This window comes from Sphingobium sp. WTD-1 (genome assembly GCF_030128825.1).
Taxonomy (GTDB): Bacteria; Pseudomonadota; Alphaproteobacteria; order Sphingomonadales; family Sphingomonadaceae; genus Sphingobium.
Genome location: NZ_CP119127.1, coordinates 486,075 through 505,765 on the forward strand (window position 1 = coordinate 486,075; position 19,691 = coordinate 505,765).

Annotated in this window: 21 protein-coding genes and 1 pseudogene; 9 read left to right on the plus strand and 13 right to left on the minus strand. The window is 62.4% G+C overall.

Going from position 1 to position 19,691, the window contains the following annotated elements; translation table 11 throughout:
* Window positions 1-46: 46 nt before the first annotated feature.
* The 5 genes from N6H05_RS02535 (at window position 47) to N6H05_RS02555 (ending at window position 3,780) form a co-directional block, all read left to right on the plus strand.
* The gene (locus N6H05_RS02535) at window positions 47-787 is read left to right on the plus strand and encodes an SDR family oxidoreductase (RefSeq protein ID WP_009823881.1); all 741 of its coding nucleotides are present in this window, start codon (window positions 47-49) and stop codon (window positions 785-787) included.
* Window positions 788-898: 111 nt separating this feature from the next.
* Window positions 899-1,192, plus strand: coding sequence for a putative quinol monooxygenase (locus tag N6H05_RS02540; RefSeq protein WP_009823882.1), 294 nt, complete (start codon window positions 899-901; stop codon window positions 1,190-1,192).
* 107 nt (window positions 1,193-1,299) lie between these two features.
* Complete coding sequence (locus N6H05_RS02545; RefSeq protein ID WP_284112583.1) at window positions 1,300-1,719, plus strand: GlcG/HbpS family heme-binding protein; 420 nt, start codon at window positions 1,300-1,302, stop codon at window positions 1,717-1,719.
* A gap of 320 nt (window positions 1,720-2,039) precedes the next feature.
* Complete coding sequence (locus N6H05_RS02550; RefSeq protein ID WP_284112584.1) at window positions 2,040-3,179, plus strand: glutathione-independent formaldehyde dehydrogenase; 1,140 nt, start codon at window positions 2,040-2,042, stop codon at window positions 3,177-3,179.
* A gap of 31 nt (window positions 3,180-3,210) precedes the next feature.
* Window positions 3,211-3,780 carry a type 1 glutamine amidotransferase domain-containing protein gene (locus tag N6H05_RS02555; protein WP_136187714.1) on the plus strand — a complete coding sequence of 190 codons (570 nt, stop codon included), beginning with the start codon at window positions 3,211-3,213 and terminating at the stop codon, window positions 3,778-3,780.
* A 255-nt stretch (window positions 3,781-4,035) separates the two neighbouring features.
* Here N6H05_RS02555 and N6H05_RS02560 read toward each other — a convergent pair whose 3' ends face one another.
* From N6H05_RS02560 to N6H05_RS02570, 3 genes are all read right to left on the minus strand, one after another.
* Window positions 4,036-6,429 (minus strand): excinuclease ABC subunit UvrA, encoded by a 2,394-nt coding sequence (locus tag N6H05_RS02560; RefSeq protein WP_284112585.1) that lies wholly within the window; start codon window positions 6,427-6,429, stop codon window positions 4,036-4,038.
* 659 nt (window positions 6,430-7,088) lie between these two features.
* Window positions 7,089-8,198 carry an S-(hydroxymethyl)glutathione dehydrogenase/class III alcohol dehydrogenase gene (locus tag N6H05_RS02565; protein WP_284112586.1) on the minus strand — a complete coding sequence of 370 codons (1,110 nt, stop codon included), beginning with the start codon at window positions 8,196-8,198 and terminating at the stop codon, window positions 7,089-7,091.
* A 100-nt stretch (window positions 8,199-8,298) separates the two neighbouring features.
* Entirely contained in the window at window positions 8,299-9,288 is a 990-nt protein-coding gene (locus N6H05_RS02570) for a zinc-dependent alcohol dehydrogenase family protein (protein WP_009823890.1), read from the minus strand.
* Window positions 9,289-9,426: 138 nt separating this feature from the next.
* Here N6H05_RS02570 and N6H05_RS02575 point away from each other — a divergent pair, with 138 nt between their 5' ends.
* The gene (locus N6H05_RS02575) at window positions 9,427-10,005 is read left to right on the plus strand and encodes a TetR/AcrR family transcriptional regulator (RefSeq protein WP_198382195.1); all 579 of its coding nucleotides are present in this window, start codon (window positions 9,427-9,429) and stop codon (window positions 10,003-10,005) included.
* A gap of 73 nt (window positions 10,006-10,078) precedes the next feature.
* Window positions 10,079-10,909 (plus strand): aldo/keto reductase, encoded by an 831-nt coding sequence (locus N6H05_RS02580; protein WP_031297415.1) that lies wholly within the window; start codon window positions 10,079-10,081, stop codon window positions 10,907-10,909.
* A 705-nt stretch (window positions 10,910-11,614) separates the two neighbouring features.
* Here N6H05_RS02580 and N6H05_RS02585 read toward each other — a convergent pair.
* Window positions 11,615-11,935 (minus strand): hypothetical protein, encoded by a 321-nt coding sequence (locus N6H05_RS02585; RefSeq protein WP_284112587.1) that lies wholly within the window; start codon window positions 11,933-11,935, stop codon window positions 11,615-11,617.
* Here N6H05_RS02585 and N6H05_RS02590 point away from each other — a divergent pair.
* On the plus strand, window positions 11,918-12,085 hold the full coding sequence (locus N6H05_RS02590; RefSeq protein WP_284112588.1) for a DUF6771 family protein: 168 nt from the start codon (window positions 11,918-11,920) through the stop codon (window positions 12,083-12,085). The genes N6H05_RS02585 and N6H05_RS02590 overlap by 18 nt on opposite strands.
* Here N6H05_RS02590 and N6H05_RS02595 read toward each other — a convergent pair whose 3' ends face one another.
* The 9 genes from N6H05_RS02595 to N6H05_RS02635 all read right to left on the minus strand — a co-directional run bounded on the left by N6H05_RS02595 (window position 12,086) and on the right by N6H05_RS02635 (window position 18,329).
* Window positions 12,086-13,015, minus strand: a complete 930-nt coding sequence (locus tag N6H05_RS02595) for a nucleotidyltransferase and HEPN domain-containing protein (protein ID WP_284112589.1) — start codon at window positions 13,013-13,015, stop codon at window positions 12,086-12,088.
* 54 nt (window positions 13,016-13,069) lie between these two features.
* Entirely contained in the window at window positions 13,070-13,555 is a 486-nt protein-coding gene (locus N6H05_RS02600) for a winged helix DNA-binding protein (protein WP_284112590.1), read from the minus strand.
* A gap of 136 nt (window positions 13,556-13,691) precedes the next feature.
* Window positions 13,692-14,150 (minus strand): hypothetical protein, encoded by a 459-nt coding sequence (locus tag N6H05_RS02605; RefSeq protein WP_284112591.1) that lies wholly within the window; start codon window positions 14,148-14,150, stop codon window positions 13,692-13,694.
* A 49-nt stretch (window positions 14,151-14,199) separates the two neighbouring features.
* Window positions 14,200-14,562: a hypothetical protein gene (locus N6H05_RS02610; protein ID WP_284112592.1), complete on the minus strand. Its 363-nt coding sequence runs from the start codon at window positions 14,560-14,562 to the stop codon at window positions 14,200-14,202.
* Between the two features lie 60 nt (window positions 14,563-14,622).
* A complete protein-coding gene (locus N6H05_RS02615; protein ID WP_284112593.1) occupies window positions 14,623-15,204 on the minus strand; it encodes a helix-turn-helix domain-containing protein in 582 nt (193 codons plus the stop codon).
* Between the two features lie 167 nt (window positions 15,205-15,371).
* The gene (locus tag N6H05_RS02620; RefSeq protein WP_284112594.1) at window positions 15,372-15,971 is read right to left on the minus strand and encodes a GntR family transcriptional regulator; all 600 of its coding nucleotides are present in this window, start codon (window positions 15,969-15,971) and stop codon (window positions 15,372-15,374) included.
* Window positions 15,968-16,840: a phytanoyl-CoA dioxygenase family protein gene (locus N6H05_RS02625; protein WP_284112595.1), complete on the minus strand. Its 873-nt coding sequence runs from the start codon at window positions 16,838-16,840 to the stop codon at window positions 15,968-15,970. The genes N6H05_RS02620 and N6H05_RS02625 overlap by 4 nt, the downstream gene beginning before the upstream one ends.
* The gene (locus N6H05_RS02630; protein WP_284112596.1) at window positions 16,837-17,463 is read right to left on the minus strand and encodes an acyl-homoserine-lactone synthase; all 627 of its coding nucleotides are present in this window, start codon (window positions 17,461-17,463) and stop codon (window positions 16,837-16,839) included. The genes N6H05_RS02625 and N6H05_RS02630 overlap by 4 nt, the downstream gene beginning before the upstream one ends.
* 113 nt (window positions 17,464-17,576) lie before the next feature.
* Window positions 17,577-18,329 (minus strand): helix-turn-helix transcriptional regulator, encoded by a 753-nt coding sequence (locus tag N6H05_RS02635; RefSeq protein ID WP_284112597.1) that lies wholly within the window; start codon window positions 18,327-18,329, stop codon window positions 17,577-17,579.
* 588 nt (window positions 18,330-18,917) lie between these two features.
* Here N6H05_RS02635 and N6H05_RS02640 point away from each other — a divergent pair.
* Window positions 18,918-19,577: pseudogene (locus N6H05_RS02640) on the plus strand (ArdC family protein); the annotation flags it as partial.
* Window positions 19,578-19,691 lie beyond the last annotated feature (114 nt).

Below are 19,691 nucleotides of genomic sequence, written 5' to 3' on the forward strand. Positions count from 1 at the left end.
CCGCGATCCGGCGAAAAATCAACAATTGACTTGAAGGAATACAATCATGACAAACGGAATCGAAGGCAAGATCGTTCTCATTACCGGCGGCAGCACCGGCATCGGCGCGGAAACCGCGCGTCTTCTCGCGGAACGGGGCGCCAAGGTGGCCATCGCCGCGCGGCGCAAGGACAGGCTCGACGAGGTCGTCGCGGACATCGCCGCAACTGGCGGCACGGCACGTAGCTACGCGCTGGACGTGACCGACAAATCGGCGGTCCAGTCCGTCGTCGCAGCAATCATTGCCGACTTCGGCCGCCTTGACGTGCTGATCAACAACGCCGGGCTGATGCCGATCCGTCCGATGGCCGAGGTCAACACCGACGAGTGGGACCAGATGATCGACGTCAATCTGAAGGGTACGCTCTACGGCATCGCGGCGGCCCTTCCCGGTTTTCTCGAGCAGGGCAGCGGTCACATCATCAACTTAAGCTCGGTTGCGGGCATCAAGGTCTTTGCACCGGGAGGCACGGTCTACTCCGGCACCAAGTTCGCCGTCAGCGCGATCAGCGAGGGCTTGCGCCACGAGGTGGGGGAAAAGGTCCGGGTCACGTCAATCGAGCCTGGAGCTGTCGAAAGCGATTTGAAGTTCACGACCTCTGGCGCGGCCGCCGAGACGGTGCTGGACTTCTACAAGCAGGCCATCCCGGCGGCATCGGTGGCGCGTGCTATCGCGTTCGCTGTCGAACAACCTGATGACGTCGATGTCAACGCGATCGTCATCAGGCCGACTGCACAGGAGTTCTGATTTCGACGAGGAGGCGGGGCCGCGTGTGCTCCGCCTCGTGGGGAACGTACCGGCCCGCTCGTCCGTTACTTTGCCGAAGAATAGCTGAGCGTTCAACTTGAGGAGTGATTTATGCCCAAACTTGCCCTGTATGTACCACTGAAGGCCAAGCCCGGAAAAGAGCGCGATGTCGCCGATTTCCTGACCTCGGCATTGCCGCTCGTTCAAGCTGAGCCGGGCACTCTGACCTGGTATGCGATCGAGGAAGGTCCCGGTGCGTACGCGATCTTCGATACGTTCGACACGGAGGAGGATCGGCAGGCCCATCTTGACGGCAAGGTTGCCGCCGCACTGATGGACAAGGCAGAAGAACTGTTTTCTGAACCGCCGCAGATTCACAAGTTCACCCTGCTGGCCGCGAAATAGCCGAGCGGTCGGCACCCTAGCGCGTCGCTCTCATCGCCCGCGTGGGGGGCCCGGGCGCGGCGGCGTGCGTTGAGCGGCTTTCCCCGAACCGGCCACGGAGATACTCCATGCGCACCACCCAGACGCTCGACCTGAACGACGCGCGGACGATCATCGATTTGGGGATCGCGGAGGCCGAGCGGATAGGCAACCCGATGAACATCGCGGTGGTGGACGCGGGCGGCTGCCTCCTAGCGTTCGCGCGGATGGACGATGCGTGGCGCGGCAGCGTCGACATCGCGATCGGCAAGGCGTGGACGGCGCGCGCGTTCGACGTCGAGACCAAGGCGCTGGCGAACCTCGACCAGCCGGGCGCCGACTTCTACGGCATCCATGCCTCCAACGACGGCAAGGTGATGATCTTCGCCGGGGGCGTGCCGATAAAGGAGGGCGAGACGGTGATCGGCGCGGTACGCGTGTCGGGCGGCACCGGCAAGCAAGACCAGGGCGTGGCCGAGGCGGCGGCGCAGGCGTTCGCGCGCGGCTGAGCCTTGGAGCGCGGTGCCGGGCGCGGCGGTGCCCGCTTAGTCGAAGGCGGTTCAGTCGACGGCGGCGGGCGCGCCTCCCGCGCGGCGCGGGTCGCCTCCGTTTAGAGCGTTATTCGGCCATTCTGGCCCAGTTATTCAGAAAACCGCCGTGAATCGATCCCAGGATAGCCCACGGGAAGGAACCTCTCAGGTAGCACAAGGTTCAGGAAACTGAGATCACTTGGAAGGGTGCGATGTCCTCCGCCGCTGCGATGGACCGGATCATCAGCAAGGTCTCGATTTGATGACGCGTTGAGAAGAGCTGCGAAAGGAAAGGATCCGTGAAAGCTGTCGTGTACAACGGGCCCAAAGATGTTTCTGTCAGTACCATCGATGATCCCAAGATTGAAAAGCAGACCGATGTTATCATCCGGCTGACCACGACCAATATCTGCGGGTCGGACCTTCACATGTATGAGGGCCGTACCAGCTTCGAAAAGGGCCGGGTCTTCGGTCACGAAAACCTTGGCGAGGTCATCGAAGTTGGCGCTGCCGTAGATCGTATCAAGAAGGGCGATCGCGTGTGCATGCCGTTCAACGTCGGTTGCGGTTTCTGCGAAAATTGCGAACGCGGTTTGACGGGATTCTGCCTCACGACCAACCCTGGAACCGCCGGCGCAGCGTACGGCTTTGCCGAGATGGGTCCGTGGCAAGGTGGTCAAGCCGAGTTGATGCGCGTTCCTTATGCGGACTTCAATTGTCTGAAGCTGCCTGAGGACGCTGAGGAGAAGGAGGATGGCTATGTCATGCTCTCCGACATCTTCCCCACCGGTTGGCATGGCGTCGAACTGTCGGGTTTCCTGCCTGGCGAAAGCATTGCGATCTACGGCGCCGGTCCGGTCGGTTTAATGGCCGCGCACTCGGCCGAAATCCGCGGCGCCTCTCAGATCTTTGTCGTCGATTCTCACGATGACCGTCTGAAACTGGCCGAGGCGATGGGCGCTATTCCGATCGATATGCGCAAGGGCGATCCCGCCCAGCAGATCCTTGACGCGACTGGCGGCCTCGGGACCGACCGGGGGGTCGAGGCGGTCGGGTATCAGTGTTGCGATCGCCACGGCAAGGAGCGCAGCAATTACACGATGAACTGCCTCGTCAATAGCACGAAGGCCACCGGCGGAATCGGCGTCGTCGGCGTGTTCATTCCGGAAGACCCGAACGCGCCCGACGATCTCCAGAAGGAAGGCAAGATGGCGTTCGACTTCGGCAACTTCTGGTTCAAGGGCCAGAAGATCGGCACCGGCCAGTGCAATGTAAAGCACTACAACCGGCGACTGATGAAGCTTATCGAGCAAGGCCGGGCCAATCCTGCCCAAATCATCTCGCACCGACTGCCGCTCGATCAGGCACCAGACGCCTACAAGCATTTCGACGAGCGCGATGCAGGCTGGACGAAGGTCGTGCTCAAGCCGGGCACCTGACCTTAGTCTTCGACGGAATAGGAAATAAATTATGACTTTGGAAGGCAAATCGGTTGCCATTCTGATCGCACCCCGAGGGACGGAAGAACCAGAATTCTCGAAGCCCAAGCAAGCTGTCGAGGACGCTGGTGGCAAAGTGACCGTGATCAGTTTTGAACCGGGCAAGGCTCGCACAGTCAATAGCGATCTTGACGAGGGCGCCAGCTATACTATCGACAAGACGTTTTCCGAGGTGAAAGCCGACGATTTCGACGGACTTGTTGTGCCCGGAGGGACTGTCGGTGCCGACAAGCTGCGCGGCAGCGTCGAGGCAATTGCTTTCATCCGGGCTTTCTTCGATCAGAAAAAACCTGTTGCCGCTATATGCCATGCACCCTGGACATTGATTGAGGCGGGCGTGCTTGAGGGTCGCACCTTGACGTCCTACCCGACGCTGAAGGTCGATATCGAGAACGCCGGCGGTGCATGGACCAATGAGGAAGTCGTGGTCGACAACGGTCTTGTTACCAGCCGCGATCCCAATGATTTGCCCGCTTTCTGTGCCAAACTCGTTGAGGAAATCGCAGAAGGCGTGGACGCAGCGCTCGCAGCAGGGAATTAAGGCGGGGCGTTTCGACGAACCATGTAAGGGCCTCTCACTTGAAAAGGTCCGCACAAAGCAAATGTGGCGGATGGCCAGCGATTGGCCGTCCGCCACGCCGCGTATCACACGAACGCGGCGCACCTGGCGGGCACACAAACCCTAAGCCGCGTCAACCGCGGTCACACATCGCCGGTTCCCGCTTCCAGATTCGACCCATTCCAACTTGTGGTTGAGTTGCACATGATCGAACGTGCGTTCGGCCAGATTTACGACCTACAGCGCCGCCTTGAGATAGCGGGCGGTGAGACTGCCTTCCGCTTCCGCAACGACGCCAGGGACGCCGCTGGCAACGATACGGCCTCCATCTTCCCCGGCCCCCGGTCCCAGGTCGATGATCCAGTCGACCTGTGTGATGGCGCGCATGTCATGTTCGACGACTACGACGGTATTGCCGGCGTCTACGAGGCCCTGCAGGTGTTGCATCAGCCGATCGCCATCGGAGGGGTGAAGCCCCGAAGTTGGCTCGTCGAGGATGTAGATCGTGTTGCCGCGTTGAGCGCGTTGCAGTTCAGTCGCCAGCTTGATGCGCTGCGCCTCCCCGCCAGACAACTCGGTCGCCGGCTGACCGAGCCTCAGATAGCCAAGACCGATCTCCCGCAACACGTCGAGGGAGCGCATCACAGATGCCTCGCCAGCGAAGAAATCGCACGCATCGTCGACAGTCAATTCGAGCACCTGGGCGATATTGCGCCCGTTCCATTCGACTTCGAGCGTTTGCGGGTTGTAGCGAGAGCCATGACAGGTCGAGCACGGGGCAAAAACGCTCGGCAGGAACAGCAGCTCCACCATGACGTATCCCTCGCCCTCGCACACAGGACACCGGCCTTGCGCGACGTTGAACGAGAACCTTCCCGGGCTGTAATGCCGCCGGCGGGCGAGCGGCGTATCAGCGAAGATCCGTCGCACATGGTCGAACATGCCGCTGTAGGTGGATAGGTTCGAGCGCGGCGTGCGGCCGATCGGTTTCTGATCGACCCGCACCAGCCTGCGAACATGCTCCATGCCTGCGACAATGCGTCCTTCAGTGTCGTTCTGCGCAACATCGAGCAGCGGATCGATATCCTCCTCCTCGGCCGCGGGGGAGCCGCCGAGGTGTTCCGTGACGAGCTCGGGCAGCGCCTGACTGACAAGACTGGATTTGCCCGATCCCGAAACGCCGGTGACAGCGGTGAAGCAGCCGATGGGAAACTCGACGTCGAGACCATGGAGATTGTTCCGCCTGATCCCTTCCAGGCGTAGCCATGCCTTGGGATCGCGCGGTGTGCGCTCACTGCGGAGCGGCTCTGCGAACAGGTAGCGGCGGGTGATCGAAGTCTCGACGTCGGCAAGTCCCTCTATCGGCCCGCTGTAGAGGACTTCACCGCCCTTTTCCCCGGCTCCTGGCCCGACATCGACGAGCCATTCCGCGCGGCGGATCACGTCGAGATCATGTTCGACGACGAACAGGGAGTTGCCCGCCGCCTTGAGACGCTCGAGGATGGTGAGCAAGGCTTCGCCATCTGCCGGGTGCAACCCTGCCGAAGGCTCGTCAAGCACATAGACCACGCCGAAAAGCTGTGACGACAATTGCGTGGCAAGCCGCAAGCGCTGCAGCTCTCCGGAGGAGAGCGTCGGCGTGCTGCGGTCGAGCGAAATGTAGCCAAGGCCAAGATCGATCAGCGGCTCTAGCCGCTCGATCAATTCGCAGGCAAGGCGTTGGGCGGCGATCCGCTTCTCGTCGGAGAGATTGGGCGTGCGGCGTACGTCGGGCGCGCTCTTGTGCGCAGAGCCGCCCGCCGCAACCCGTTGTTCGACCGCTGCATCGCGGGCCGCTTTTTCCAGAACATGGCCCTTTGAGGGGGCGGAGACCGCCCCATACGCGCCATGCGCGACGGGCATCAGCAAGTCCTTCAGCTTGAGCACCGTCAGGTCGCCGAACTCGGCAATGTCGAGGCCGGCGAATTTGACCGACAGGGCTTCGCGCTTCAGGCGCTTGCCGTCGCAGGTCGGGCACTCGCGGCCGATGATATATTGCGAGACGCGCTTCTTCATCAGCGCGCTTTTAGTGTTGGCGAAGGTTTCCAGCACATAGCGGCGCGCGCCGGTGAAGGTGCCCTGGTAGCTCGGCTCCATGCGGCGCTTGAGCGCCGTCCGGGTCTGTTCGGGCGTCAGGCCCGCATAGACCGGCACCGTCGGCGCCTCTTCAGTGAAGAGGATCCAGTCGCGATCTTTTTTCGGCAGGTCGCGCCACGGCGTATCGACGTCATAGCCGAGCGAAACGAGGATATCGCGCAGGTTCTGGCCATGCCAGGCGGCCGGCCAGGCGGCGATCGCTCGATCGCGAATGGTGAGGCTGTCGTCAGGAACCATCGTCTCTTCGGTCGCGTCATATACGCGGCCGATGCCGTGGCAGGTCGCGCAGGCTCCCGCGACCGTGTTGGGCGAGAAATCCTCCGCATAGAGCATGGGTTGATGGCGCGGATATTCGCCGACGCGCGAATAGAGCATCCGCACCAGGCTGGAGAGCGTCGTCACGCTGCCGACCGAGGATCGCGCGTTGGCCGAGCCGCGCTGCTGCTGCAGCGCGACCGCAGGCGGCAAACCGTCGATCGCGTCGACCTCCGGCACGCCGGCCTGGTCGATCAGGCGACGGGCATAGGGCGCAACCGATTCCAGATAACGCCGCTGCGCTTCGGCATAAAGGGTGCCGAACGCGAGCGATGACTTGCCCGAGCCCGATATGCCGGTGAACACCACGAAGGCGTCGCGCGGTACATCGACGTCGACATTTTTGAGGTTATTCTGGCGCGCGCCGCGAACCTGCACGCAAGCGGGCGGCCCCGTATGCCCATGATCGGTGGCCGGCGTCGTCGCGTGAATATCCTTGCTCTTCAATTCAGTCTTCCTGCCCTATCCGCCCGTGCAGCCCGTGGTTCATTACAGTCGGGTAACAGATGAATGCTTTTCCGGCTCAATACATCCAAAGGTCAGGCTGGCCCGATATTCGGCACCTTTGAAATATTTTCCAGCATTGGACAAAGGTTACGACAAAACCATTTTCCCCGTTGGATCGCGCGACGAGGCCACACACACTCCGCTGGTAAGCGCCTGGGCCAGGCGGCCCTGGTCCGTGCCGCTATCGGCATGTAACGACCGCACTTCGGCGCTTGTTACCGCATCGCGACGCGTTGCCCATTTGCCAGAGCGCGCTTCATCATGCCGGGGTCGGGCCATGATGACGGCCGAGTTGTCGATCCGAGCGCCTCGCGCCGCTTCGGATCGGCGGGTCAGTAGTGAATGACCGTGCGGATCGACTTGCCCTCGTGCATCAGTTCGAAGGCCTCGTTGATCTCCTCCAAACCCATCGTATGGGTTACGAATGGGGCCAGATCGATATCGCCTCTCATCGCGTCCTCGACCATGCCGGGGAGCTGTGTCCGTCCCTTGACGCCACCGAAAGCGGACCCCTTCCATACGCGGCCCGTGACGAGCTGGAATGGGCGGGTGGAGATTTCCTCGCCCGCGCCGGCAACGCCAATCACGATCGACTGACCCCAGCCACGGTGCGCTGATTCAAGCGCGGCGCGCATGACTTGGACGTTGCCGATGCACTCGAAGGTATGATCGATGCCCCAGCCCGTCATCTCGATCAGCACTTGCTGGATGGGCTTGTCATGGTCCTTGGGGTTGATGCACTCGGTCGCACCGAACTGGCGTGCCAGCTCGAACTTGGACGGATTGGTGTCGATGGCAATGATGCGACCCGCCTTCGCCTGGCGCGCACCCTGAATCGCCGCGAGGCCGATGCCGCCGAGGCCGAACACGGCGACCGAGTCTCCGGGCTGGACCTTGGCGGTATTGTGGACTGCGCCGATGCCGGTCGTGACGCCGCAGCCGAGCAGGCAGACATGTTCGGGGTTTGCCTCGGGATTGATCTTGGCGAGCGAGACTTCGGCGACGACAGTATATTCACTAAAGGTTGAACAGCCCATGTAATGATAGAGGGGCTGACCATTGTACGAAAAGCGGGTGGTCCCATCGGGCATCAAGCCCTTGCCCTGCGTTTCGCGGACAGCGACGCACAGGTTGGTTTTGCCCGACAGGCAGAAGTCGCACTTGCCGCATTCGGCGGTGTAGAGCGGAATCACGTGATCGCCCGGCACGACGCTGGTGACGCCTTCACCGACCTCGACAACGATGCCCGCGCCCTCGTGGCCCAGAACCACCGGGAAAACACCCTCCGGATCACTCCCCGCCAGAGTGTACGCGTCGGTGTGGCACACACCGGTGTGCGTCACCCGTATGAGGACTTCGCCTTTCCGGGGTGGGGCGACATCGATCTCGACGATTTCGAGTGGCTTGCCCGCCTCGAAGGCTACAGCGGCGCGAGATTTCATGTTGGGATACCCTCGTTGAGTTAAACTGATTGCTGGTGCGAGGCCGTTGCGTCAGCGCAAATTCGTGGGGGAGCGATCGCTCACTCCCCCGGTATGCCGGTCAGACCGTAACGACGACCTTGCCGATCTGGTCGTTCGATTCGAGGAAGCGGTGAGCGTCCTGGATGGCGTCGAGCGGGAAAGTGCGCGCGATCCGCGGCTTGAGCGCGCCCGATTCCAGACCCGCCACGATGAACGCCTTGGCGCGATCGAGGGCGGCATCGTCCGAGACGATCTCGCTGTAGAGATACCCCTTGAGCGTGAGGCTCTTGCCCAGCACGGAGAACAACGGGAACGGCGTCGGTTCGCCGCTGAGCGCGCCATATTCGAGCAGGATGCCGCCGCGTGCCATGCTCTCGGTCAGCGGCTCGAACGACGGGCCTCCGACCGGATCGAGCACCACGCGCGCACCCTGACCATCGGTTATCTCCATCACCCTCGCTACCAGGTCCTCTTCCCCGGTCGCGACGACATGATGCGCACCGGCATCGATCAGGGCCTGGCGCTTGGCGCCGGTACGCGTCGTCGCGATTACCGTCGCGCCGACCATCCGCGCAATCTGGAAGGCCGCAAGGCCGACGCTGCTGGAGGCAGCTGTGACGATGACGAAATCGCCCTCGCCGAGTTTCGCCTGCTCCACCAGTGCACCCCAGGCGGTGACATACTGCATCCACACGGCCGCCGCTTCCTCGAACGACAGCGCCGCCGGATGCTTGACGACGAGGCGGGCGGGCACGTTGGCGACCTCGCCATAGGTGCCCCAACGCGCGATATCGAGCGGGGGGATGACGCTGACGGCTTCGCCTTCCGCAAACCCGGTAACGTCGGCGCCGACCGTAACGACAGTGCCGGCAGCCTCATAGCCAAGGCGGCTCGGGAACTCGGCTTCCTGAAGGTAGGCATGGTTGCGGAACATCACCTCGGCGCGGTTTATGCCTATCGCCTTCACCGCGATCTGCACTTCGTCGGCCGCAGGCGCGGGGACTGCCACATCTTCAATCCTGAGGACGCTGGCGTCGCCATATTCGTGGATACGGACGATGCGGCTCATTGGAGACTCCTTGATTATTTAATGATCGTTCTGTAAGGGAGCGGACCACCCGTTTCAAGATATTATTTATCGATCGTTCCATATCGTGCATCAGAGATGACAGAGACGAAAGCCCGTCGCCGCGCAGGTCGCCCTCGTGTGTTCGACACTGACGCTGCGCTCGACAAGGCGGTGCGGCTGTTCTGGCAGCGCGGCTACGAGGCGACATCGATGGCCGATCTGGTGGCGGAGACTGGCGTCGCCGCCGCCAGTCTCTATGCAGCGTTTGACAACAAGGCGGGGCTGTTTGCGGCGGTGATCGAACGTTACGCCGCGACGTTCAGCGTCCACCTCTATGCACCCATCAACGATCCGGCGTTGTCCACCTACGAAGCCGTCAAAGGCCTGCTGGAACGAGCGGCGTCATCATTCTCGGAACCTGGAACGCCGGCCGGCTGCTTCATGTATTCGGCAGCGGCAGCCGTTTCGCCGGCGTCCGCCGCCATCGAATGCCTGCTGCGCGACAAGCGTATCGCGGCGGAGGCCCTCCTAATCGAGCGTCTGCAACGCGGCGCCGCGCAGGGCGAGCTTGCGGCCAACACCGATCCGGCCGTGCTAGGCAAATTCATCAATACGGTCATGGAAGGCATGTCCGTTCAAGCGCGCGACGGCGCTACGATCAACGAACTGCTCTCCATCGCCAAAATGGCGCTCGATCGATGGCCGGCCGCGATATGATCGTTTCATGGTGGTCATCTGCCAATCTGCCCCCCGACCGAACAGTCGAACTCATCTCATAGGACGAAAGCACATGAAACACGTGACATTGCCCGGCGGGGAAGTGGTTCCTTCACTGGGTCAAGGCACCTGGAAGATGGGCGAACGTGCCGAGCGCCGATCCGATGAGATCGCCACGCTACGCGCCGGTGTCGAACTGGGCATGACGCTCATCGATACCGCCGAAATGTACGGCGATGGTGCGGCGGAAACGCTGATATCCGAGGCGCTGGGCAGCGTTCGCGACCAGTTGTTCCTCGTCAGCAAGGCATATCCGCAGAACGCATCGCGCTCCCGCCTTGCCGATGCATGCGAGGCGAGCCTGAAGCGGCTCGGCACCGACCGGCTGGACCTCTACCTGCTCCATTGGCGGGGATCGGTGCCGCTCGCTGAGACTGTGGAGGCATTGGAGGCGCTCAAATCAGCGGGGAAAATCAGGCATTGGGGTGTCAGCAATCTCGATACCGACGATATGGACGAGCTTATCGCTGCCGGCGGGGATGGCTGCGTGACCGATCAGATCCTCTACAATCTCGTCCGTCGAGGCCCTGAGTTGGACCTGTTGCCGTGGCTCGCCCAGCACAAAGTGCCAGTGATGGCGTATAGTCCCGTCGAGCAGGGACGCCTCTCAAGCCATCCCGCCCTCGACAAAGTAGCGGCCCAGGTTGGCGCAACCCCTGCGCAGGTCGCACTTGCCTGGACGTTGCGCCACGATGGCCTTATCGCCATCCCGAAAGCGAGTTCGATTGCACATGTGCGGGAGAACCGCGCGGCCGCAGATATCGTGCTCTCCGACGCCGACATTGCGACACTCGATGCGGAATTTCCCAGACCACGCGACCGCCGTCCACTCGAGATGCTTTAGCGTCAGATGACGATATTATCGCTCGAAGGAACAGAACGCAAACCGGATCGGCGGTAGGCGCTCAGCGGTGCGGTGATCGGACCAGTGTCGACACCGCTATCGAGCGGGTGCTGCGCGACTGACGGTTCGAGCACCAGGCCTATCGCGCCCCTGGCCCCAATCTGCTCTTAGCCTCCACGAATAACCGTCTGACCGTTCTTACCGTCTATGGGGCGTATCCGAGCTGGCAGGGCATCCAGCCAAGGGCGTAATTCTTGTCCATCGGGCGCTCGGGCGGCCTAGCTGTCAGCACGACACCGCGCTGCCTGAGTTTCCGAGCTGCCATCCCAGCGTGCGCCGCTGGCGGGAAGGTGAGCCGATTACTCGCTCAAGCTCAGTTCGACAGAGCGCAGGCCATGAACCGTTCACTGCACTGCAGCGCCGAATTAGCGCTCTGCTACCTAGAGAGCTGCTTAGCAAAAAAAATGCTCTCAATAGCCCGATCTCGCAAGCTCAGTATCTGATTTACGAAAAAGGGAAATGTGGTGGACGCACTAGGGCTCGAACCTAGGACCCGCTGATTAAGAGTCAGCTGCTTGACGGCAGCTTTAGCCGATTTCTCCCCAAAAGAGGACGGTCAACAATCGGCCCACTTTCTGCCGATCTGTGATGCCAGTCAGGCAAACGATGTATGTCGGCTCCAGACAGGAGCTGCCATCCGATCTATCAATTTGGAACGGCAGCACTGTCCCAGGCCCAGTCATAATCGGGCGGTCCGCTTTCAAGCATCGTAATATTGCGGTCGAACGGCTTGAGTGGGCGCAAAGCAGTCATTTCAAGTGTGTAGCTCAGATGTCCGCCTTTGGTCGCTTTCCAGACCCACCGGTTTCCGCCAGCGCCTGGCCGATTCATTCCCTGAGCCAATCTCCAGCAATGTTGTAACACTTCAAGATAACTGATTTTCGATGCTGAGCAGATGTTCGCGACCAAACATTGCATCGACAGCGATGACCCCGCATAGGCGATCGCATGCGTGAACCGATGCAAGCCGCCATCCTCGCCGTGATAGAACGCGCGCCGATCTGGATCAGGCAGGATCTGACATCGAAGGATCCGGCGGCCCGCACGCGCGCGGAGGAGTCGCTGGCGATGATCATCGCCGACGCCGTCCAAAGGCAATCCGCGCAAGCCGATTGATCAGGCGGCAACGCCAGCGGTGCGCCTGAGTTCAGCGATCCGCTCGGCACAGACTTCATGCACGACGCGGCCCAACTCCTCGATCTGCTTGCCAAGCCAGCCGAGTTCCGCCTCGCTTATCTTGTAATGCTTCGAATAGCGGGCCTTCACATAGGCCTCCTTGAGCTTCTCCCAACGCGCCTGGTCGATGCGGCGCTCACGCGGCCAGACGTCGACCAGGCGGCGATCGAGGCGCTCGGCCTGGGTACGGAGAAAGCCGATATTATGGACATGGGGCGTGTAGAAGGTCGTGACCAGAAGGACGCAGTGGTAGAGGCTCTCAGTCGCCTGATGTAACTCGAAAGCAGCGTGCTTGTTGAGACTTTCGCCGATCGCAAATCTCGCGAGCTTCATTCGGCCTTCCGCTGCAGGCAACCACTCTTCTAAATATTCCTGCGCCATGGCGAGCGCCTGATCCGGCGTCTTGGGCTTGGGGACGTGGAGCTCTGTGTCCTCGACCTGGTAGAGGGCAATGCCGTCTTCGCGCACGTCCATGAAGAAGTAGCGGCCATGGGCGAGGCCATCATTCACCTCCTGAAGAGTGTGGACGATGAAATTGACCGGCGTGCGAATGGCATGGGTGATCGCAAGCTCGCGATTGAACCGGTCCTCGAGCTTCAGCCAATAATCGACGCGTTCGGTCAGGCGCTTGTCGTTGACGATGATGAGGATGTCATAGTCGGACTGATAGCCCTTGGCCGTGTGCGGTTCATCGACCCAGCCGCCCCTGGCATAGCTGCCATAAAGGATGATCTTTTCGATCCGGCCGCGCTTCTTCCAGCCATGATTGGCGAGCGCCAGCGCATCCTCGAATTCCTCGAAGATGATCCGCACGACCCGCTCGAGTTCGCGCTGCTTGTCGCCGGGCAAATGATCCAGATCGGTCCGCATCACCCTATCCTAGCTTAGACCGCATGGCGGCCGCAATGATGGGCCGGCCGATCATCAGTGCCTGTCTTCATTCTGTGCCGCATGCTGCATCGCGGCGCGCGCTTCGGCATGCCACAGGCGCATGGCCGTCAGCGCGGCAGGCGTGAGCCTGACCAATATGCGGCGACGATCGCGGGGATCGGCCACGCGTCTGACCACGTCCAGCGCCGCCAGCTTCTTGATCCATCGCTGTGTCGTTGCCGGCGCCAGGCCGGCGGCAATGCCGACCGCCGTGATCGGGAGATCGACCTCCTCGACCATGCAGGCATAGATATCGAGCATCACATCCCATGCCGGCTCAACGGACTGGACCAGCTCGGGAAGATCGGCGCGGCGGCGGCGCATCCGGATGATGGAGCGGATGAACGCCGCGTCATTATCGACCTGCGAGCCTTGGGCATGATCCTCGTAAATGTTCTGGGGTTCCGCGCTGTCGGGCCGCGGGCTGCTTGCCGGCAGGATCATGGCAGGCCTGAGTCGCCTGCGCGGTTGCTCGGTCATGGCGCCCTGCTCCCGCAGTGGGTGTAGAAAAGCCTGTGGATAAGTCTGTGGATAAATCCGGCCTGCGCGGCGCCTTGCTGCTCTTCCCCTGCTCCTGGATGAAAATGTGTGGCGCGGTCTTTCGGCCTGCGCGCGTTCAACCACCATAGCCACGGGCTGGCGGCGACCAGGCCGGATCCGAGCCATGGCGCCTGACCCGATTGCGATGGCGGATGGTGGCGACAGCCAGAAACAGCATCTGCGGCACCGCCCAGAACACATTGCTGATCCAGTAGAGGACCGGTACGATCTGCGGATCGAGCAGCCGGATGACATGGCCCATGACCGCCAGCAGCTGGCATGCCGTGATCGCCATCGGCCAGTAGCGGCGCGCGAACAGCATGATCGCGCCCAGCGCGAGCAGCATGGCGAGATCGACCGCGAAGATCGCCGACTGGAAGCCGTCTGGCGGGGGCGGCGCATGGATGGAAATCATGATCGAGGCGAAGATGCCGGCCAGGAAAATCGTGGCGGTGAGCCGTTCGGGGCTGCCGCCCCGCACCAGGGCATAGAAGCAGCAGATCGCCGAAAGGATCAGGAAGGCCAGAAGGATCATGGTTGCTTGTCCACATTAGAGCTGGCCTTCCCCCTTTTTGCAATCGGGCTCAGGCCGCCGCCACGAGCGTGGCGACGGGTGCCGGCTGCGTCTTCGCCTGCTGACAGGGCCAGGTGGGACCGAAGCTTTCGGGCGTCGCCCCGAAGCGCCGTGCGATCCGGCCATATTCTGCATGAGCTTCGACGATCGCGGTGCGGCTTTCCATATGCGCGTCGATCGCCCGCCGCAGCTTTGCGAGCGCCGGCTCGGCAATGCCCGGCGGCAGGCCATGATCTTCCTGCACCCTGATCGTCGCGATGATGAGCTCTGCCGTCGAGACGATGCCGCTATCGGCAGACTTCTCGGCGAGCTGGACTGCGGCGGCGACGGTCATGATGCCGCCATGGAGCGGATGGTCGGTCGGCTTGGACATGCGCATTCTCCCTGCGCCACACCTGATGGCGCAACTGCTGTGATGCCGGCGCGGGAGATTTCAGTGGGAGAGGCTACGGAGAAAATCGGCAATGCTGAAGAGCATGCCCAGGCCAGCGCTGATCGCGAAGAAGCAGAAGCCGATCGCGATTGCGACCGCCAGCGTCAGCAGCGACCGCGTGGCCAGCGTCATTCCATCCGGTCTCGTTCCATCGAAAATTTCCTGCACGAGCAGGCCAAGGCTGACCTGCCCGCGAGGCGGGGTGACGGACCGCCTCTCACCCTGATGTCCATCGTCCGGTTCGGACGGCTCGATGGCGTTCAGGGCGTGGGGCAGAGGTGCGGCAGGGTCGATGGTTTCGGCTAGACCTAGCAAATCGCCCCCTATTTTCTCGGGGGTGTCGGCAATGACATGACCTGGGGCTTGCGGCACGACCTGGGCCAGATGATCGGCATAGAGAAGGGCCGCATGGCGGCGATCGCGCGCGCCGATCTTGGTGACCGCGTCGCGAATATAGGTATTGACGGTGCCCGGTCGGATATCGAGTGCGCGGGCGATATCCTCCGAACTTTTGAGGTCGCGTACCATCAGCAGGCATTCGCACTCTCGAGGCGTCAGGCGGTCAAATGGCGTCTCGGTCATGCGCGGGTCTGGAACCTCTTGGCCTTTTGCGAACAATGTTCTTTTAGGCAATATTGGGTTGCAAATCTCAACGCATTATGACCGCCGATGACAGTGCGATCTTCAGCCTGCGAGCCCCGGCCTTGCGCTGCGCGCCGTCAGCGCACGCCGGAAGCGTGTCTGCGCCTTCAGTTCTCGCGGACCGCATGGGCCAGTTGCGGGGCGATAGCGCGGCGTCGTGCATGATATTGCTGCAGCAGACGGGTAAGCGCTTCCCAGCTCCCGGCGCGTGCGGTCTGGTCGATCTCGTCGATTTCGGCGGCGGCGCCGGCCAGCAAGTCGGCCTCCATACGACGATAAGGACCCAGGCGCGCCGCTGCATTGGCAATCGCCCGATCAAGTTCGCCATTGCCCGCCGCCATGCCGATCGAACCGAACAGGATCGCACACTGATCGGCGATGCCATTATGGCCTTGGGGAATGTCGAGTTGCGCTTCCCCGGTTTCGAGCCGCCGCAGCCCGACACTGAGCAACATCTCGTGCCAGTCGAGCAGCTGGCTGATATCTGCTGCATCGAGCCGGGGCACATGGAAGCCGATCCCTGCCGTGGCCTGGACCAGGCGCTCACCACTGAGCCGATTGAGGCTGTCGCGCACCGGCGTGATGCTGACCCCGAGGTCCAGCGCCAGCTTGGTGGCCTCGAGGCGGAAGCCCGATGGCCAGGTTCCGGCAATCAGCCGCCGGCGGAGCGCGTCATAGGTGGGCTCGAGCACATGGGCCGGGCTCATCGCCCTTCTCCGGCGCGCTCGAGATAATCGGCGAGCATCGCCTCCTGGTCGGGCCGCAGCGCATCGATCGCGCCGACATGGTCCGGAATGCCGTCGCGGAGCAGGATCGACGGGCACTGGCCTTCATAATTGCCCAGATTGGGGCGATGCTGGGCATAGCCGACCAGGGCGGCAAGTTCGGGACTGAAATTCCTGGCAATATCGGGTGGATAGGCGAGCCATTGATTCTCATAGGGTTTGAGCCAGCCCAGGCAGTAGCCGACCACGATCCCGCGCCGGCTGTCATGGCTGCTATTGGCGCCTGCGCCATGGGCCGTGGAGCCCAGAAAGACGATAGCACCGCCCGGCGGGCACTGCGCCACAATGGGTGCGCCCGGATCCGACCTGGCCATGCCGGTCTCGCCATGGCTGCCCGGGTAGATCAGCGTCGCACCATTTTCGCGGGTGAAGGGATCGAGCGGCCATATCACATTGACCAAATATTCATGGGCGCCCTTGGCGCCCTGCCACATGTCATGGTCACGATGCGGCAGCTGTTGCGCCTCGCCCGGCAATATCTCGACCGCCTGCATGACATTGAGCTGGATCCGGTCGCAGGCCGGCCTCAGCACCGTTTCGACCAGGTCCATTATGAGGGCATTGAAGACGAGGGCTTGCGCATGGCGCGAGCGCTTGAGCAGTCCGCCAAAGCGCCTGGTCTTCTCGCCATAGAAGCGCCCCTGGCAGAGCGGCGTGGCGGCAAAGCTCGGTTCAAGATCTTTGTTGAGCGCCTGGATGATCTCCAGCGGGAGCGCATTTTCGATGATGCAGTAGCCATCCCGCAGCAGAGTCTCGGTCGCGCTCTTGTTGCTGGGCTGGTCGGCAGTCATGCGCGCCTCCCATGGCGCGGGGCGCTCAGCCGAAATTGCAGCGGCATGTGGATGCCAGCGCGTTGGAGCCCAATTGGCGTCTTCGCGTCTATGTGGATGTGGAGGGCGACAAGCTCCTGACTGCCGTACCGGAGCGGTTGCCCCAGCGCCTCGCATTGCCAGCCGAAGGTCCGGATCTTCTCGAACCATTGGCGTTCGGCAACGCCGGTATAGGAGCGGATGTCGTTCGCCAGGGCATGATCGACGAGCGCGGTCACCAACTGGTTGCGCGCTGCGCGCCGTTCGTCTGCCTTGAGGTCGCGATCGAGACAGAAGCGGGTGATCTCCCGGACATGGTCGCCCGTCGGCACCGGTCCAGCACACAGATGCGGGAACAGATCGGCGAGAATATGAGGGCGATCGGTCGGCAGCAGCCGTGTCGAGGCGCGATGACGAACTTCCGTGTCCGTCAGCACCAGATACTGGGCGTCTGGATTATCGAAATGATCGATCTCGTAGCGATCGGCGAGGACCGGAAGATCCCATTTGAGCAGGTCGATGAAGACCCGCTTGCGCGCTTCGAACATGGCGCGCAGCACCGCGTCCTCGTCGATGTCCGGGCTCTGAATGATCGGGGCTGGCATGCGCTGTTCCTGTCATGATTAAACATGCACGCATGACATCATCGCAGCGCTACCCCGCCTATACCCAGAAAGGGGGATAGCGCCGCCGCGCGCTTGTGCGGCGGCGCATTTGTTCAGGCCCGCTCGCGCCAGCGGAAAATGTCGGAGAAGCTGATCAGGCCATCGAACAGCGCGAAGAGGATGAGCGAGGCACGGTTGCTCGTGTCGTAGCGGTCGCGCGCTTCTTTGAGATGCTGGATCACCGTTTCCTTGCTGATGCCAAGGATCCTGGCGATCTCCCAATTGGTCTTGCCGCGCGCTGCCCAGAGCACGCAGTCGCGTTGCCGGTCGGTGAGGCGCGGTTTCTTTGCCGGGCGGCGCCATCCCGATAGCCGGCTCGCTTGGGCGATCGCGATCGCGCCCAATATGTCGGCGATGATGAGCATGCGCTCGGGAAGTGGCCGGTCGGTGCCGGTCACGAAGGTGCAGCTGCCCGTGATCGTGCCGGGCAGATGGCGCGGGACCGTGAACCCGTCGAGCATGCCATGTTTGCGGCCGGTCTCGAAGGTGACGCGCTCGATCGGCGTCATCGGGATGAGATCCTCGATATCGCGCCATCGAAAGCCCGAGAGGCTGCTTTCACCGGCCCTTCGGACCGGATCGGTCTGAGCAAGATTGAAGCCGATATAGATATCCGCCCAGCTGGACGGATAGCTGTGGAGGAGCATCGATGTGCCCGAATGTCCGCCAAGGCCGACCTCGACGCTGAGGGCGAAGCGATCGAACCCCAATGCTGTGGCGACCCTGTCCATCGCCTCGTGAAGGGCATCTGCGGACAGGGCACGAATGATGGTCTGACTGAGCGACTCTATCTGTTCCTGGTGCATTCCTCTGGATCTGCGTCCATGGCGACAGGCCCAACCCGTTCGGCCATGAAGGCGCCCTTTCCCTGGCTCGGGCCTTTGGCGACGTCCCTCACGCCGCGCCGCGAGCGTTCATGTCTGCCTTTGGCTGCAACCCTGTCCCGGCTTTTGCTTGCGGACTCTTCTGGTCCGCGACCCAATCTGCCCGAATGACCTGGGGTTTCAAGACACTTTTGTGACAGTGGCGGATTGTGGGAATGGGGCGCGGCCCGGACATGCCCGGCCGGGCTCTATCCCGATCTTCCGATCGGGATAGAGCCGCCTTGGTCTGGGCCTGTCGGTCACGATCCCTGCCACAGGATAAGAGTGTCTGCGGTCGCCGCGCGGGCGCGGCGGCGTCGGTCTGGCCGCTTCCTCTCAAAATCGGGAGTGGCCGGCGCTCTCTGCTAGGCGCGTCACGGCCGGCGGCAAGCTGCTGCGCAGCTGCTCCATTGCATTGCGCCCTGCCGGTGCCCCCGACCGCTCGAGCGCGCCTCTCCGCTCGCACGCTGCCGCCCACCCCCGCTTTTGCGCGGAAGCGGCTGGTGTGAGGTTCAAGAGCAGGAGGATATCATGCGTGGCAAGACCAGCGCTCGGGCGCGCAGCGCAAGCGACATGTCGGATCGGACCAGCCTCTATGATGAGGTGACCAGCCGGATCATCGGGGAACTGGAAGAGGGGCGTTTGCCATGGGTCCAGCCTTGGGGGAGCGGGGCGGACCTTGCCCCCGGCCTGCCGCGCAATGCGCTCACCGGCCGCGCCTATTCGGGCGTCAATATCCTCATTCTCTGGTCCACCGTGATCGAGCGCGAATATCCCTCGCAGGGCTGGCTGACCTTCAGGCAGGCGCTCAGCGCTGGCGGTCAGGTGAGGAAGGGCGAGAAGGGCACGACCGTGGTCTATGCCGATCGCTTCATCCCGCAGGCCGAGCGGGACAAGGCACGGGGCGGCGAGGAGGCGAAGGCTATTCCCTTCCTCAAGCGCTTTACCGTTTTCAATGTCGCGCAATGCGAAGGCTTGGCGCCGGGGCTTCTCCCCGATGACCTGCCTGTGCCCGAACGCGAGGCCATCCCCCTTGCCGAGGCAGTCATTGCCGCCAGTGGCGTCGATTTCCGGGTCGGCGGCGATCAGGCCTATTATGTTCCGTCACAGGATTTTGTCGCGGTGCCGCCGCAACAGGCCTTCTTCGAGCAGATCAACTATTACCGGACCTGTCTGCATGAACTGACCCATAATGCCGTGATCCGGATTATGCCGCATCTGATCGGCAGCGCGCGGTTGGCAGTATGATCGCGCCAATCCCATTCGGCATAATCTTCGTCGCTCCAACGACATGGAGCACGACGA